Source organism: Listeria immobilis (assembly GCF_014322845.1).
GTDB classification, from domain to species: Bacteria; Bacillota; Bacilli; order Lactobacillales; family Listeriaceae; genus Listeria; species Listeria immobilis.
The window spans coordinates 1-16,201 of the sequence record NZ_JAASUA010000012.1 but is presented as its reverse complement, the minus strand read 5'-3'; the positions used below and the strand labels follow the sequence as shown (position 1 = coordinate 16,201).

19 protein-coding genes are annotated in these 16,201 nt (G+C 35.2%); 5 read left to right on the top strand and 14 right to left on the bottom strand.

What is annotated here, in order from left to right; translation table 11 throughout:
- Positions 1 to 14: 14 nt before the first annotated feature.
- Positions 15 to 893, top strand: coding sequence for a PTS mannose transporter subunit IID (locus HCJ45_RS12830; RefSeq protein ID WP_185347107.1), 879 nt, complete (start codon positions 15 to 17; stop codon positions 891 to 893).
- A 120-nt stretch (positions 894 to 1,013) separates the two neighbouring features.
- On the top strand, positions 1,014 to 1,481 hold the full coding sequence (locus HCJ45_RS12825) for an Lmo0779 family protein (protein WP_111143537.1): 468 nt from the start codon (positions 1,014 to 1,016) through the stop codon (positions 1,479 to 1,481).
- 59 nt (positions 1,482 to 1,540) lie between these two features.
- On the opposite strand, the gene HCJ45_RS12820 is transcribed toward HCJ45_RS12825, so the two are convergent.
- The 5 genes from HCJ45_RS12820 to HCJ45_RS12800 all read right to left on the bottom strand — a co-directional run bounded on the left by HCJ45_RS12820 (position 1,541) and on the right by HCJ45_RS12800 (position 4,375).
- Positions 1,541 to 1,720 (bottom strand): hypothetical protein, encoded by a 180-nt coding sequence (locus HCJ45_RS12820; protein ID WP_187125070.1) that lies wholly within the window; start codon positions 1,718 to 1,720, stop codon positions 1,541 to 1,543.
- A gap of 34 nt (positions 1,721 to 1,754) precedes the next feature.
- A complete protein-coding gene (locus HCJ45_RS12815) occupies positions 1,755 to 2,429 on the bottom strand; it encodes a hypothetical protein (protein WP_187125069.1) in 675 nt (224 codons plus the stop codon).
- A 114-nt stretch (positions 2,430 to 2,543) separates the two neighbouring features.
- Positions 2,544 to 3,125, bottom strand: a complete 582-nt coding sequence (locus tag HCJ45_RS12810; RefSeq protein ID WP_187125068.1) for a VanZ family protein — start codon at positions 3,123 to 3,125, stop codon at positions 2,544 to 2,546.
- Between the two features lie 18 nt (positions 3,126 to 3,143).
- Positions 3,144 to 3,575: a hypothetical protein gene (locus tag HCJ45_RS12805; RefSeq protein WP_187125067.1), complete on the bottom strand. Its 432-nt coding sequence runs from the start codon at positions 3,573 to 3,575 to the stop codon at positions 3,144 to 3,146.
- A 416-nt stretch (positions 3,576 to 3,991) separates the two neighbouring features.
- On the bottom strand, positions 3,992 to 4,375 hold the full coding sequence (locus HCJ45_RS12800) for a hypothetical protein (protein ID WP_185397531.1): 384 nt from the start codon (positions 4,373 to 4,375) through the stop codon (positions 3,992 to 3,994).
- Positions 4,376 to 4,531: 156 nt separating this feature from the next.
- On the opposite strand from HCJ45_RS12800, the gene HCJ45_RS12795 reads away from it, so the two are divergent.
- Positions 4,532 to 5,395, top strand: a complete 864-nt coding sequence (locus tag HCJ45_RS12795) for an ROK family protein (RefSeq protein WP_187125066.1) — start codon at positions 4,532 to 4,534, stop codon at positions 5,393 to 5,395.
- A 40-nt stretch (positions 5,396 to 5,435) separates the two neighbouring features.
- Here HCJ45_RS12795 and HCJ45_RS12790 read toward each other — a convergent pair whose 3' ends face one another.
- Together HCJ45_RS12790 and HCJ45_RS12785 are read right to left on the bottom strand one after the other, a co-directional pair.
- The gene (locus tag HCJ45_RS12790) at positions 5,436 to 5,768 is read right to left on the bottom strand and encodes a hypothetical protein (protein WP_185345000.1); all 333 of its coding nucleotides are present in this window, start codon (positions 5,766 to 5,768) and stop codon (positions 5,436 to 5,438) included.
- A 40-nt stretch (positions 5,769 to 5,808) separates the two neighbouring features.
- Positions 5,809 to 6,738: a diacylglycerol/lipid kinase family protein gene (locus HCJ45_RS12785; protein WP_187125065.1), complete on the bottom strand. Its 930-nt coding sequence runs from the start codon at positions 6,736 to 6,738 to the stop codon at positions 5,809 to 5,811.
- A gap of 175 nt (positions 6,739 to 6,913) precedes the next feature.
- Here HCJ45_RS12785 and HCJ45_RS12780 point away from each other — a divergent pair, with 175 nt between their 5' ends.
- A complete protein-coding gene (locus HCJ45_RS12780; protein WP_187125064.1) occupies positions 6,914 to 7,903 on the top strand; it encodes an NADPH:quinone oxidoreductase family protein in 990 nt (329 codons plus the stop codon).
- 44 nt (positions 7,904 to 7,947) lie between these two features.
- Here HCJ45_RS12780 and HCJ45_RS12775 read toward each other — a convergent pair whose 3' ends face one another.
- A complete protein-coding gene (locus HCJ45_RS12775; RefSeq protein WP_187125063.1) occupies positions 7,948 to 8,598 on the bottom strand; it encodes a GntR family transcriptional regulator in 651 nt (216 codons plus the stop codon).
- Between the two features lie 21 nt (positions 8,599 to 8,619).
- On the bottom strand, positions 8,620 to 9,372 hold the full coding sequence (locus HCJ45_RS12770) for an ABC transporter ATP-binding protein (RefSeq protein ID WP_185344992.1): 753 nt from the start codon (positions 9,370 to 9,372) through the stop codon (positions 8,620 to 8,622).
- 159 nt (positions 9,373 to 9,531) lie between these two features.
- On the opposite strand from HCJ45_RS12770, the gene HCJ45_RS12765 reads away from it, so the two are divergent.
- Entirely contained in the window at positions 9,532 to 10,644 is a 1,113-nt protein-coding gene (locus tag HCJ45_RS12765) for a GntR family transcriptional regulator (RefSeq protein ID WP_187125062.1), read from the top strand.
- Positions 10,645 to 10,733: 89 nt separating this feature from the next.
- Here the strand turns inward: HCJ45_RS12765 and HCJ45_RS12760 are convergent, their stop codons facing one another.
- Genes HCJ45_RS12760 through HCJ45_RS12740 form a run of 5 tightly spaced genes read right to left on the bottom strand, consistent with a single transcriptional unit; the run spans position 10,734 to position 16,136 of the window.
- Positions 10,734 to 11,762 carry a glycoside hydrolase family 76 protein gene (locus HCJ45_RS12760; RefSeq protein WP_187125119.1) on the bottom strand — a complete coding sequence of 343 codons (1,029 nt, stop codon included), beginning with the start codon at positions 11,760 to 11,762 and terminating at the stop codon, positions 10,734 to 10,736.
- A gap of 3 nt (positions 11,763 to 11,765) precedes the next feature.
- A complete protein-coding gene (locus HCJ45_RS12755; RefSeq protein ID WP_187125061.1) occupies positions 11,766 to 13,022 on the bottom strand; it encodes an ABC transporter substrate-binding protein in 1,257 nt (418 codons plus the stop codon).
- 21 nt (positions 13,023 to 13,043) lie between these two features.
- Positions 13,044 to 13,919, bottom strand: a complete 876-nt coding sequence (locus HCJ45_RS12750) for a carbohydrate ABC transporter permease (protein WP_038406891.1) — start codon at positions 13,917 to 13,919, stop codon at positions 13,044 to 13,046.
- An 11-nt stretch (positions 13,920 to 13,930) separates the two neighbouring features.
- Positions 13,931 to 14,821 carry a carbohydrate ABC transporter permease gene (locus HCJ45_RS12745; protein ID WP_038406890.1) on the bottom strand — a complete coding sequence of 297 codons (891 nt, stop codon included), beginning with the start codon at positions 14,819 to 14,821 and terminating at the stop codon, positions 13,931 to 13,933.
- Positions 14,822 to 14,837: 16 nt separating this feature from the next.
- Positions 14,838 to 16,136 (bottom strand): glycoside hydrolase family 125 protein, encoded by a 1,299-nt coding sequence (locus tag HCJ45_RS12740; RefSeq protein ID WP_187125060.1) that lies wholly within the window; start codon positions 16,134 to 16,136, stop codon positions 14,838 to 14,840.
- Positions 16,137 to 16,201 lie beyond the last annotated feature (65 nt).

Genomic DNA, 16,201 nt, shown 5'->3' with positions numbered 1-16,201 from the left:
AGGGGGAGAAAAATATGAGTGAACAAATTATCGTAAATGAAAAGAAAATAACGAAAAGAGACTTAATGGGCGTATTCATTCGTTCCAACCTCTTCCAAGGGTCGTGGAACTTTGAACGGATGCAATCTCTAGGCTTTTGTTTCTCTGTAATCCCAGTCATTAAACGTCTTTATCCTGAAAAAGGTCCGGAAAGAGAACAAGCAATCAAACGTCACTTAGAATTCTTTAATACCCATCCTTATATGGCCGCACCGATTTTAGGTGTTACAACAGCAATGGAAGAACAAAAAGCAAATGGCTCCGATATAGACGATGGTGCAATCAATGGTATCAAAGTTGGTTTAATGGGACCACTTGCAGGTGTTGGGGATCCTATTTTCTGGGGTACCGTTCGTCCTGTACTTGCCGCATTAGGAGCTGGTTTTGCAACGGATGGTAGTATTATTGGACCGATTTTATTCTTTGTATTATTCAACGCAATTCGTTTAGGCTTCCGTTATTGGGGCGTGTTCTATGGCTATACAAAAGGTACCGATGTTGTATCTGATATGTCTGGTGGTTTACTCCAAAAATTAACTGAAGGTGCCTCTATTTTAGGACTATTCGTAATGGGTGCGCTCGTAAATAAATGGACCACAATTTACGTACCACTTGTAGCTTATACAACAGAAGATCCTAAAACTGGTAAAGACATTCCAACTACTGTTCAAAGTATTTTGGACCAATTAATGCCAGGTCTTCTTGCCCTACTTCTAACCTTCGCATGTATGTGGGTACTGAAGAAAAAAGTCAATGCACTTTGGTTAATTCTAGCACTATTCGTAGTTGGTATTTTAGGCTACTGGTCAGGTATCTTAGGACTTCCGCCAGCAGGTTATTCACCACTAGGTTAAGAAATTAGCTTTAACTTATATGTGGGGAATCGGAGTCAAGTCCGGTTCTCCCTTTTATTTGAGTAATTATGTTACAATATGTTTAAATGAAATCTATATTAGATTGTGAGTGATTTAAAAATGGTCTGGGATGCTACGAATATCTTCTTATTTGTTGCCAACATATTAACTTTACTGTATATCTTGTATAATGATGCAGTAATTCCACTATGGAAAGGCAAATCTGTTTTAACTGTCAAATTGCGTTCTCGAGGTCGTTGGGATGGCTATATTTTCGTCGGAATTATCGCGCTACTGTTTGTTTCCAATGCGTTTTTCCGGGAAGGTCCATTTTCCACTTCGGTATTACTAGCAATTATGGGCGTGCTTTTTATCTACATTTGTTTTTTCCGTAGTTCAAGAGCAGTCTTTAAAAAAACCGGTATTTTCTACGCCTTATTATTCTTCCCTTATGATAAAATTGAACGAATGAATTTATCGGAAGACGGCATCCTCGTGATTGAAACAAATCGTCAACGGTTAATGTTGTTTGCGAGATCTGAGAAAGATTTGGAGAAAATGCTTGCTGTGTTTGCTACATATAGTTAAAAAAAGCTATGCCTCATTTTCCTGTTTGTTAGGAATGGAGACATAGCTTTTTTTGTTGGTTAATTAATTTCTTTTTTTGCATTTCGGTATCTTAAAATTTGGAATCCTATCCCCATAAATGCTATAAACCCTAAGACTAGTATGAGCTTTATATCTGTTGCAAAATATATACAAATGCATGCAATAACTTCAAGAACATAAACTCCTATAAGCCATTTTTCCATTTTTACTTTTTTCATTATTTTCTTCCTCCTATAATGGGGAACTCTCCAACTAATACTCCTTCAAAACCTCTTTGTAGAGTTCTTGATAAGTATCTTTCATATCCTCGGTTTCTTCCATGCTCTCCCCATCTTCTAAAAATAATTCATCTTGTTCTACCTCTTCCACAGGATACTTACTTAAAAGAGCGTTAGTCAAAACATAATTATCTCCCGATGTGCTCTTTCTAAGGAAAAGTGTATATTCTTCGCCCGCTTGCATATTTTTATATCCGTCCATCGTTAAATCATACTTTTCACCATCTACTTCTACATTCTCTACACTATCTTCTAACACGTTGATTTTTTTGTTTTCTTTCAAAATTCCTGATTCATCTTTTTGAATATTATTTATCGTTACTTCACTCATTGTATAAAAATCAGTTGGTATCTCACTATCTTTAGATTCTCTCGTTATAGACGTTTTTTCAGATTCCTTGGTGACAGTAACTATAACTGGTGAACTGTCATCAAGTTCTTCTATATTATCAGCTAATTGAAGATATTTCCCATGATACGAAATAACACCACTTTTCGGTTTCACTTGCTCTATTTCGTTTGCTTCCAAAGGCTTTTCTTGGGTGCTTTTATCATTCGAACATGCGGTTAAAATTATACCAACACACAAGCATAGTACAATTAACGCCACTGCAGAAATAGCTATTCTTAATCTACTTTTTGCTATCATGTTGTTAGCCCCTTTTTATGCTTTCTTGTGCAAAAGTGTGGTTATTTATTAGTATATTAAGACACCACAATATGTTCCATGTATGTAATTTCATTATTGCTAAATTTAATTATTCTATATTGCCTTCACTCCACATTTATCAATATATAATCCCATTTTCCTTAAAAGTGGCCGAAGTAAAATAAAGACAAGATACCCAAATATTCCCCCGCTAAAATTTAGTATTATATCATCAATATCAACAAATTTAAATGGAGATTGATAGATGATATCTTGCAATAATTGTATAAGTTCAATACCTAGCGGAGCAAACAAGCTAATAAGAAAAACATTTTTCCAAGTCATTTTTTGATAGCACAAAGGTAAAATCATTCCTAGTGGGACAAACATGATAAAATTTGCAATCACTTGAAAAATATCACTATCTGTACTATAAATAAACATCTCACTTATTGTTTTGAATGGTATTAGATTCATATAAGGGCCAGTTATATATTTTTTTGTATCTTCTATTAAAAACGGTTGTACCATAATAGGAAAAATAGTATATTTTATTACTCCACAACAATAGATATATAAACATGTTTTAAAAATAATAATTTCAAATTTTTCCTTCTTTTTTAACCATCTTAATAAGAAAAAAACAATATACACAATAAGTGCTACCATCATTACTAATATCGAAAATGTCAGCATATACTTTCTTCCAATCTATTAATTACTAACTTTCCCTTCAATCTTAACTGTGTATCGATCCATTGCTTTTTCAGCCACTAAGTAATAATCACTAGATTTTTTATCTGCTTTTGTAGGAAATACTTTTGTTTGATTTTTATAATAGTAATTTGCCCCACTTGAAACAGATACTCTACCATAATACTGATCCAATCCTATTCTACTTTTGTATAAAGCAATAGTCGAGCTCGGTTTGCTTTTTCCAAATCCCTTTGCCGATACATTCAATTTTACTGTTCCCTTATTTAGTGAATGGAATTTATTATTTGCTTTTCCGCTCACATATCTTCGCTCCATTGTTATTTTCACTTTATCACTTGCAGCATATGCTGTAATCAAAGGAGCTGAAATTATACTTACTCCTACAATTAAAGCCATCGTACCTTTAAGAAATGTCATTTTTTTGTTCATCTTGTTGCCTCCTGTTTTTTTGTTATTCCCCATTTATAATAATATAAATACTTAATGTATAACCAAAAATGTAATGAAATGTCCGATTCTTGTCATGAACGACTTAAAAAAGGCTTGTTTATAATAATTACTACACAAATTATGTATATATGTAGTTTTGCGTGTGTAAAAAAAAAGCACAATTTGAGTCATTATTCACAAATTATTCACTTTCAAAATACAACGTCACAAAGCTTTCGATTATCAATGTGTTTTATGTGATTTTAATAGCAATTTTAAACTTATTCTTAAAATAGTTAACGTTTTCAAATCATAACAAATGAATAACCATGTATATTTATTAGTCCTATGTTTCCCTACAAAAAAACTCATTCTCTAACAAAGTGTTAAAGAATGAGTTTCATTTTTTATTAAAACTATATACCAACATTACTTAATTTAATTTCTGGAATAACAAATTCGACAAATCTACCATGAAGCATTTCGATTTCTTCACTGAACTTGGTGTCAAAACAAATAATACTTTCTTCCAATCGAAGCACGGCGAATCCATCTTCCTCGTAGTCTTCTAACTTCCCAACCACGTGCACTAAACCTTCTTCATCTATTTCTAAAACACAATGTTTTTCTTCACTTTCATGCAAAAGTTCTGCACTAATCATATCAGGTATCGTAATCTCTACCGTGTAATTCCTACTTGGTTCTGGGTCTTCATCGGCCCAAATCCCAACGCATTCACCATATTCACTACTAAAAGCGATTCTGCCGTCAGTCAATTTTTCTTGAACCTTTATCTCCACTAACTGTTTCCTCCTGCGCTTTAAATTCTTGCTTTATTATAGCACAAAACTAGAAATTGACGTTAATTTTTAGCTAAGTATTTTCACTTTTTATTTGTTATTTGTCTGATTTAAAAGTATTATAAGTATATACTTTTAAATAAAGGAGAACAGACTATGACGATTCTTGCATTTGATATGGGCGGTACAGCAGTGAAGTATGGCGTGTTAACGAAACAAGGTGAGTTACTTGAGAAAGGAAAATTTGCTACTCCTGATAATTTGGATGAACTAATTCGATTACTTGTCGAGGTAAAGGAAAACAATACGCATTCTTTCGAAGGAGCCGCATTTAGTTGTCCTGGTGCGGTAAATAATGAAACCGGCGTCATTGGCGGAGCGAGTGCAATTCCTTATATACATAATTTTCCGTTTCGGCAACTTTTGGAAGAAAAATTAGCGCTACCTGTGACGATGGAAAATGATGCTAACTGTGCTGCACTAGCAGAAGTTTGGCTTGGTGCTGCGAAAGATAAACAAGATATTATTTTTATGATTATTGGCACTGGTGTTGGTGGAGCAGTGATTCAGGGCGGAAAAGTTCATCACGGAGCAAATTTACATGGCGGCGAGTTTGGTTATATGTTAATGAATCAAGAAGGAAACACCCTAAGCGATCTTGGAACAGTGGTGAATGCTGCGAAACGAATTGGCGAGAAACTTACACCAGCAGAAAAAATTGATGGAGTTCGAGCTTTTGAACTTAGAGAAGAAGGTAATTTGATCGCAACTAACGAGCTTAAAACCATGTTTAATTGTTTGGCTCGAAGCATTTTTAATTTACAATATGCACTGGATCCTGAATTAGTAGTTATTGGCGGGGCAATTAGTGAGCGAACTGGCTTTATCGAAGAACTAAATACCTATGTAGATGAAGTAAAAGCAAGCGTTCCAATTGCCAAAATTCGTCCGACGGTGGTTGGCTGTGAATTTGGTAATGATGCCAACCTTATTGGTGCAACGGCCTTTTATTTAGCATAAAAAAAAGAAGCTGGACACGTTTTTTTGCGCCAGCTTCTTTTTATGCTAATTTTTCAGATTCGCCGCGACTTTCTAAAACATTCGCAACTGCTTCGAGCCATTTTTTCTGTTTATTAACAACAAATTGATACTTTACACCAGAAATCATATCTATTTCTAGAATGTTGGACAACAGTGGTTTACCGAGAATTTTAGTGCGAACACCACGAATCTTCCTCACTCTATCTAATTGGATATTGATTTCCTCATCAAAATAATCATTTGGCTTGTGTACGATATAGGTTTTTGTTAAATATAGTTTCCCTGGGACTGCCTTAAAACCATTTTTTGCGTTGGCTAGACCTTTATGAATGACATCTAATTCTTCTTCCATAAAGCGTATCATCTCCTTGTTTTCTATACTTTATTATAACCTATTTCTTTAGTACAAATGGACCGAAACGCTTTTTGCTGCTTTCTTTTGGTGCAAGAATGTTTAAATGACTTCCAAGTACTTCAATTTCTGCTGGAACGCCTGGACCTGGATCGCCATCGACATTAATACTTAAATCATCTCCACTTGCATCAATAGTTAATTTCTTTGTTTTAATATAAACTACGCCGCCGCTATTTTTCAAATTACCACGAATTAGTTGCGGAATCATATTAGCAGCATCCAGCAAGCCAAGTTTTGTCAAAATAACGATGTGCAAGTAGCCGTCGTCGATTTTTGCATCTGGTGCCCATGATTCAATTCCGCCAACAGACTTTGTTAAGCCAGCTACAACTAATGCAGCCTCACCTTCCCAAACTTCATCGTCATACTCTAATTTAAAATTCAATAATTCATTCCGGTTAAAAGCTTTTAATCCTTCTAAAAAGTAAGCTACGGAACCAAATTTAGTTTTTTGTTCCACACTCACTTGGTCAACTGCTTGAGCAATCATTCCAATTGCTAATACATTCATAAAGTACTGGTCGCCAATCCGGCCGATGTCCATTGGTACTCCCTCTGCATGCTCTAATGCCTGAATTGCTTTTTCAGGTTTTAATGGAATGCCTACCGATCTAGCTAAATCATTCACCGTTCCAAGTGGCACAAATCCAAAGTCCGGGCGGTTTTCATGGATAGCAAGCCCATTAATTGTTTCATTTAAAGTTCCGTCTCCGCCCATCGCAATTACTGCATCAAACCCCTGTTTAGAAGCCCAAGCAGCAAATTCCGTAGCATCCCCAGCTTTTTCCGTTAAACGCACTTCTACTTCATCGTAACGTTTTTTTAAGACTGCTTCTGCTTTTCCTTGGTATACTTTTCCTTTTTCTTTACCTGATGATGGATTCACAATTAATAATGCCTTCCCCATCGTACTCACCCTCTCTTGCCAAAAAATCTATTGCTATAATTACACATAGTTAGGCATCTTATCTATTATAGTTTACCTTGAAATGCAGATTAGTACCAGCACCAGCCTTGAAAAATCCTTAAAAAAGTCGTAAAGTGATGAAGAACACAAAATCGATTGGTGGAGGAATTTTTAGATGAAATCATTTCAAGCCCTTTTTATTGAAAAAGAACAAGAAAAGACCTCACTTCATTTTAGAGAAACTAGCATAGATCAATTACCGGAAAACGATGTACTTATCGAAGTACACTATTCAGGAATTAATTATAAAGATGGTTTAGCAGTGCTTCCCGACGGCAAAATTGTTCGTAGTTATCCTTTTATTCCTGGTATAGATGCGAGTGGTGTTGTTGTAGAATCGAAATCAGCGCTGTTTCAAGTTGGGGATGAAGTCATTGTAACTAGTTATGATTTTGGCGTTAGTTATTTCGGTGGATATAGTGAGTTTATTCGTGTCCCTGCTGAATGGGTTGTTCCATTACCAGTTGGCCTATCACTTAAGGAAGCAATGATACTTGGGACAGCAGGATTCACAGCAGCTCTTTCTGTAGATGCACTTGAGTTTAGTGGTGTAACTCCAGAAGATGGAAAAATTGCTGTAAGTGGTGCCACTGGGGGTGTGGGAAGTCTTAGTTCAGCCATACTTTCTAAACGTAACTATCAAGTCGTAGCTGCTTCCAACAAAGCGGATGCAAAAGAATTTCTACAAAAGTTTGGCGTTTCTGAAGTTGTTTCCCGAGAAGCGTTTCAACCAGAGAAAGTTCGTGCGTTAGATAAGCAACTATTTGCTGGTGCGATTGATTGTGTTGGTGGAAAATCGCTAGCTTACTTGTTAACTGCTATTCAGTATGGCGGTGCAGTAACAACATGTGGTATGTCTGCTGGTGGGAAATTAGATTCCACTGTCTATCCATTCATTTTGCGTGGTATTCAACTTTTTGGGATTGATTCCGTACTTTGTCCAATGCCAAAGCGTAAACGAATCTGGAATCGCCTTGCAACTGATTTCCGCTTAACTAATTTGGATGAATTGGCAACTGAAATTTCGTTCACTGATTTACCATCTGCCCTTCATCAAATAATGAACGGTGGCATTACTGGTAGATATTTAGTGAAAATTAAATAAAAAATGAGCATCTGCTTCTTATAAAAAAGCGGATGCTCATTTTTTCATCGATAAGCAACTAATACGTGTGCATCAATCACTTCATCAATAATCATTAAACACCTATCATAATCATGAACAGCAAGTGCATTAATAAAATATTCAATATTTTCAATGGTTTTAACAGAAGCATTTTGTGCAATTTTAATAACTTCCTCATCGCCAAATTCTTTTATATTACTAAAAAAATCTTCACTTATTTTTAAGTAATAATTATTTTTCAAATAAGTAAGCAAATCTTGAATAAACCATTTTTCATAATCAATATAGACTGTTGGATCTGTTTGCTCTTCTTGTTGTTTTATTTCGGTTAATTTATTTGTCACTTTTAATTTATCAAAACTTATTTTTTTGGTTCGGATTTTATGAATCGCTTGTTTTAAAAATAAACCTAAGATTTCTGTCATTTCAAAGTAGCGTTCTTTGTTGATGATGCTGTCTTTAACAAAAGCTCCTCGAAAATCATTATATTCAACATAACCATCTGCTGCTAACATACCAATAGCTTTACGAATTGGCGTGCGACTAATTTCTAGTTGTTGCGATAGTGTATTCTCGATTAATCGGTCTCCTGGCTTTAATTCCCCGTTGCGAATTTTCTTTTTGATTTCTCGATAACAAACACTCTCTCTTGTCTCTTTGCGTTTGGTTGTCATGATGATGCCTCCTAAATAGGTCTATAAAAAGGATCTTGATGTAATAATCTCTTTTAAAAAATCATTTTCATTCACTTTTTTCTCCATCGCTAAAAATGGATGATAACTGGTATTTTCACTGACTAGCATAGCTGTTTGAATGGCGATAATTTCTTTTGTTAGTTCGTGCTCTTTTCTTGCATTTAGTTCGGAGTGAGAACGAAATATTCGCATAATAAACGTACCTATTATATATAGAATAATCGCCATCACGATGATTAAAACAGCAGCAATAAGTCGCTCTACAACATTATCTACAAAAAATAGAAATGAGCCCCCTAAAATAGCCAAAAAAGCAGCAACAAATACGCCTACAATCGAACTTAACGGTTTATTGTTTTTCTTTTCTTCTGCCATTTCTGAGTGAATAAAGCGAAGTAATTTTTCCAAATCATCCCTAGTGCTAAAACCGCTTTTTTCTAGATATGCAAATAATAAATAGCGACGCATCGTTATTAATTCCGAAAAACTTCTTAGTTGATAACGAACACGAATAAATTTTTTTGCACGGGTATAAATCAAGATATAGTAAAGAAGCGGCACACACACCAAGCTTAGTAAAATGGTTGGAATAAAGTAACGAGAATCCAATAGCCCAATAATGACTATATCACTAATAATTAATACTATTACTAACAAAAAAAATGCTCTCCAAAAACCTTTTATAAAGCTATGTATTAAATTCCAGTTTCCTAATTTTTTAAAATAAAAATCATTTAATTTTTTGATGGCCATTTCTACACCTTTTCCTTTTTTCCTAGCTTTAAGTTTAACATGAGTCATCCATTTATTAAAGTTTGTAAATGAATTTTCACTTTTTTATTGTAATTAGTTTACTTTGGTGTCGAAAATAAATATAATTAATATTATAAAATATATTTAATGGGTGAGTAAATGAAAAAACTATTGTATCAGCAAGTCTATGATCAACTTAAACTGGCTATTCAAGATGGTGAAATCCCAGTTGGAAATAAACTGCCAGCAGAAAAAGAACTAATGGATCAATTTGATGTGAGTAGTATTACGCTAAAAAAGGCACTGGAACTATTAAAAAAAGATGGTTATATTTCCAGACGTCCCCGTGTTGGTACTTTCGTTATTAGTGCATCTCCAAATAGTGAACAAGTGGAAACTAGAATGTTCGACAAGCCTCTATTTGGTTGTATTATCACTAACTTCGATGACACTTTTGGCACGATTTTGCTTTCGGGAATGTTAGAGCATAGTAACTCGAAGGCACATATTGTTGTTAAAAAATCACTTGGGGATACCGAACGAGAAGAAGAAATTTTACAGGAATTTATTGAAATGAATGTAGCTGGTATACTGATTTTACCTGCTAGTTCAAAATTTGTTTCGCCAACTTTGCTGGAACTTGCTTCTCAAAAATTCCCCTTAGTTGTTATTGACCGCACATTGGAAGGTTTACCAATTTCATCAATTAGCTCTGATAATACGGAAGCGGGTAGGATTATTACCGAAAAGTTATTTGAGCTGGGCCATAAACATATTGGGATGATTACTTCTACAAGTCCTGTTTCAACCCTGGATAGTCGTGTGAATGGCTTTATCCGTGGACATGCTTCATTCCATACGGCATTTCATTCTGATTATGTATTTCGCGAAATCGAGTCAGTAATGCCCAATTCAACTGTTTCAATTCAAACGGATATTAATAAAATTGCCCTGTTTTTAGAAACGCATCCAGAAATTACCGCGCTGGTTGCAACAGAGTACAATATTGCGCTGTTAATAAAGCAAGCTTGTATTAAATTGAATAAGCGCATCCCTGAAGATTTATCGGTTGTTTGTTTTGATCACCCAGATAATTTCTTTGATGCATCTGCTTTTCGTTTTACCCATATTAAACAAGCACAATATAAAATCGGTGTTAAGGCGGTTGATATGTTGTTAAAACAAATTAATCAACCTGACGCGTTTAAAAAAGAAATGTTACCCCCACTTCTTGTCGAGGGAGATTCTGTCAAAGCATATAAGAAAAATTAAAAAAGCCTCCACTACTGTCGTAATCTCCAAAAGTCAGATTAAGCATTCTAACTTTTGGAGGTCGATTCACTAGTGGAGGTATTTTTTATTTATTTTTCTAGTTTTGCTGCCATCTCAAGTGCTATCATTCCACTTAACTCTGCTGAATAAGGAATTTGACCACTTGGTTTTTCTTTCCAGTTCATTCCCATTAGCAAGTATCCGTCAACCATCGCATTGTCAATTAACACTTGGCAACTACTTGTAACAAAATCCCGGAATGTTTGATTATTTGTTTCTTCAATTAAATCAGTAAAGTAACGATAGAAAATTCCTTTGAAAAGTCCTTCGTCCCCGCCACTTCCTTCTTCTTTGAAAATACCGTTTTCAGTTAGCTCTTGCAATGAAATGTCTGCTGTTTTATTGGCCATTTCAAGGTATTTACTTTCTTTTGTAATTCGGAAAAGCTCTAAACTCGCACCAATGTATACACCTTGATTATAGGTAAACTTCCATTCCATGTCGATAGCGCCATCTTCTAAACGGTTAATCCCATCTTCTACAAACCCATCGGCACGAACAAGGACTTTTGTTTGCCATTCATAGGTTTTAAGCGCCCAATCAAGGTATTTTTGTTCGCTTAGTTCATTATAAAGCCAGCATGATAAAATGATAAATGGTGCATTCACTGGGGTATTTTTATAATACATTTGTGGTCTGCGCCAAGCAAATCCTCCACCCATCGTATCATTCCAACCAGTATCAACTAAATCTTGCCATACTAACTTTGCGTCACTCAAATAGATATCTTTACCAGTTACTTTGTATAACCGAAAAGCTGCAAGTGCATTCCACAGCATATCATCATAGAAATCATGAATAAGTGTTCCGCCATTACGGTTCTTATTATGTGCATATGTCCATTCTGCTACCTCTAAATCAGCTTGCTTATTTGTCCGCAAGTAAGCATCTAATCTTACTTCTACTAGATGTGCTAGCCACCAGTAATTAAAAACTTTATTATCTTCCTCAATATTTTTGATTGGATAAAAGTTATTTAAAAACTGCTCTTCTGTATCAGCTTTATAAAATTTCTCTAAACTTTCTTGTCCTAAAGTTGCATAATCTGACCATTTCATCAATTATTTATCTCTCTCTTCTTTTAAAATTTGATTACCTTCTTTTTCCGATTGCGATAAAGCTTTTTCAGCACTAATATTTCCGTTCATGAATTTTTCGAATTGTGGTTTCATCGCTAATCCTTCAACGTCTGCGTAACCAGCTACAGTTGGACGGATTTTCGCATATTTCATCGTATTAACAAAAACAGAATAGTTGGGATCATCTGTGAAATAAGCATCTTCAGCAGCGACTTTGTTTGCTGGTAACCAACCGCTAATTTTAGCAAATTCTACCCCATTTTCTGGTTTTGTTGTCCACCATTTCATAAAGTCCCATGCGCCATCTTTATGTTCTGCTTGTTTTGGCATTACTAAACCAAATCCGCCCATGATTGCGCCTTTATCTCCATTTGGTCCTGTTGGTGGTTCTACTACACCATAGTCAAGATCTTCTACTTTATTGTAATCAGCAAGTGCCCATGGTCCATTAAATGTCATGGCTTCTTTTCCTGCAGCAAATGCATCTGTTCCATCATCAAAACCACGTTGATACACTTTTAAATCATTTTGCATTTTATCCCAATAATTAAGTACTTCTAACCCTTGTTCCGAATTAAAAGCTGTTTTTTTGTTGTCACTAGTTACTAACTCTCCACCCGCTTGCATTAAGTAAAGATTAAATAAGCCCACATCTTGTAATGACATACCTGCTTGTGTCATCTTTTTACCGTCCCATTTAGAGGTTTTCTGAGCTGCAGTTGCAAGCTCGTCCCATGTTGTTGGTGGTTCAACGCCTGCTTCTTTAAGTAATTTTTTGTTGTAAAATAAAACACGGTTATCATTTAAAAGTGGCAAACCATACAATTTATCGTTGTATGTCATTTCTTTAACGGATTCTTCATAGAAGTCACCTAGTTCCACTTTATCGTCTTTAACTAGCTTATCTAGAGGTTCAAGCACATCTTTTGGAGCATAAAGTGCCGTTTGATAACGATCCCACATAATTAGGTCTGGAAGTTCTCCACCAGCAATTCCTGTTAACAGTTTTTCTTCTACATTTTCTTGTAATACATATTTTACTTTATAAGTGTCTTGAGATTCATTATAACTAGCAATTTGCTTATCTAATTGTTTAATTTGATCCCCTGACCATGACCCCCACATAATAATTTCTTCTTTTCCATCTTTTTCTTTACTACTAGTATCTTTGCCACCACCACAAGCTGCCAAACTAAGTAATAACACTGTGCCAAGAATTGCTAAAAGTACTTTCTTCATTGTATACACTCCTTTTTTCGTTTATTTACCGCCGTTATGGGCAATACCTTCGACAAAATATTTCTGTGCAAAAATAAATACAAATAATACTGGAACTGTGGAGATAATTGTCCCCGCCATCAGTGCCCCGTAATTCGCGCTCTCATTATACTGGAAGGAGGCGAGTCCGACTTGCACGGTCATCATTTTCTGCGAGTTGAGGACAATCAATGGCCACATAAACTGATTCCACCCTGCTTGAAAAGTCATAATTCCAAGTGTAGCAAGGGCAGTTTTTGCAAGTGGCATATAAATTTTCCAGAAAATCTTAAATTCAGAGCAACCATCAATTCGCGCTGCTTCCGAAAGTTCATCTGGAAGTGTTTCAAAAAATTGTTTCATAAAGAAAATGGAGAACGCGCCAGCTGCTCCGGGAATTAGAATTGCCCAGTAAGTATTAATAAAACCCATTCCACCATGACCAGTAATATCATTTCCACCCATCAGCGGAAAATTCTTTAAAACTAGAAAAGATGGAATCATTGTTACAACTGCGGGAATCATCATACTTCCTAGGAATGTCATAAACAATCCTTTTTTTCCTTTAAATGGCAACTTAGCAAAAGCATATCCGGCAAGTGAGCCGAAAAATAGATTTGTTAATACACCACCAACTGCAAGTATCAGTGAGTTTACTAAATAGCGTGCAAATGGAGTCGTACTAAAGACATCTTTGTAATTATCCCAAGTAAACATTTTTGGAATTAAATTCATACTATTACTCAAAATTTCACTTGCTGGCTTAAATGATGTTGATAAAGTCCAGATAAGTGGAAATACCGTAATTACGCTAATTAATATGACAGCAATGTACCAAAGTACCGATTTACTTATTTTTTTCAATTTTATGGTGTTCATTTTAAGCCTCCTTAAACTGTCCTATCTTCTTTATTTATGCGCATATTAATAATCGAAAATACTAAGATGATTAAAAATAATACAAAAGAAATCGCGGAGGCGTAACCCATTTTCAAGCCACCAAAGCCTTCATTGTAGATATAATAAACAAGTGTAATCGTTGAGTTCCCTGGTCCGCCCTTCGTTAATACATACGCTTGGTCAAATACTTGAAATGCATTGATGATTAACATTGTTGTCACAAGAAAAGTTGTTCTTGAAAGTGATGGCCAAGTAACATAGCGAAATGTCTTCCATCTAGATGCGCCTTCGATTTTTGAAGCTTCATATAAATTGGCTGGAATTCCTTGAAGCCCTGCAATGAAAATCATCATATTTGTTCCAAAAGTCATCCAGACGCTCATCACAACAATTGCAAACATTGCCCAATTAGAATCATAAAGCCAAGCGGGACCATTTATCCCAAACCATCCTAACACACGATTAATTAAACCGTACTGTGGATTTAAAAGCCAATACCAAATTGTCGCCGTAGCAACTGTGGAACAAAGTACTGGAACATAAAAGAATGTTCGAAATAACCCTGCTCCTTTTTTACTCATATTTATTAAAATAGCTGCTCCAAGTGATGCTACAAGCCCAAGCGGAACAAATAATGCTGTATAAACGATTGTATTTTTCAATGAAATGAAGAAATATGGATCGTGGAACATCTTGACATAGTTATCAAAGCCAATCCAATTTGGTGTATTAATAATATCGTAGTCGGTAAAACTTACTACTAGCGCCATACCTATGGGCAAAATCATAAAGATTGCTAATAATAAAACAGGAAGAGCAATAAAAAGATACGCCATTCTTTGTTGATGTACTTGGACAGATTTATTTCTAATTTGTGCCATGATTAGCCTCCTTTCGTTACTTCGGTAAAGCACCCACCAACTTGAACCCTGCTGTATCAAGCACTAATTCACAAAACATCATATTCGCCCATGAAAACCATTCACGAGTAAAGTCTGCTGGATTATCTGGGTGAAATGATTCATGCATTAAGCCAGTATCTGCATCCGTTCTAAGCAACATATCAAGAATGCTATTTTTTTCCGTTTGGTCTGTTGCAGTTAGCCCCTGAATTGCAAGTCCAATTGGCCAAATATAACCGTTTGGTGTATGAGGACTACCAATACCCTTTGCATGTTCTCCTTCAAAATAATATGGATTATCTTTACTTAAAATATAATTTCTTGTATTTTGATAGATTTTCTCTTCTTTCTTGCTATAGCCAATAATTGGCAGTGAAAGTAAGCTCGGAACATTAGCATCATCCATTAATAATTGATTACCAAAACCATCAACTTCAAATGCGTAAATCTCTCCAAAAGTCGGATGGTTATACGTGCCAAATTTCTCAATTCCAGTTTGAATATCGGCTTTCAAAGTAGCTGCTTGTTGTAATGTTTCTTTTTCATCTGGATAAAATGCTTCGATAATTTCTTTCGCATAGCCTAGCACCACAACTGCAAACATGTTAGATGGGATAAGATAGCCATATTCACATGCATCATCACTTGGTCTAAAACCAGACCAAAGCATTCCAGTATAAGTTGTTTCGGTACCTTGGCCATCTCGTTTTAATGTGTCGGACGGTACACAGTCCATTCGTTCAAATCGATAAGTAGATTTTGTTTCATGATGTTGCTCCACTTGCCATAATGCAAAAATTGATTGCAACATTTTTAAAAAGGCTTGATCAAATTGTTCTGTTCTGCCTGTGATTTTCCAAATATAGTATGCTAATTGAATTGGATAACATAAGGAATCAATTTCATATTTTCTTTCCCAAACTTGTGGATGCATTTCTGTAATATCTGCTTGATGTCCGGCACCATTAGCAGTCTCATTAAAGGCATTTGCATAAGGATCAATCGCTACTAATTTAGCTTGTTCTTTACTAAGACCAATTAACATCGATTGAATTTCTTCATTCTCTGCTGCAAAAAATAAAAACGGACGAACCTGACAAACTGAGTCACGTAGCCACATCGCCGGAATATCACCAGTTAAAATAAATGTCATCCCGCTTTCACGAATTTTAATAGTTGTATCTAGCGTATTAATCATGCAACGCTCATACATTTCTACTAACTTAGGATTATGTAATTCCTTTTTTATTTGTGCCGCACTTGATTGGATAAAAGCACGATTTTTAATAACCAAATTCTTCACTCCATTCCAATTAATTATATTTAATTATTATTTATCATATTTAAATAATACTATAT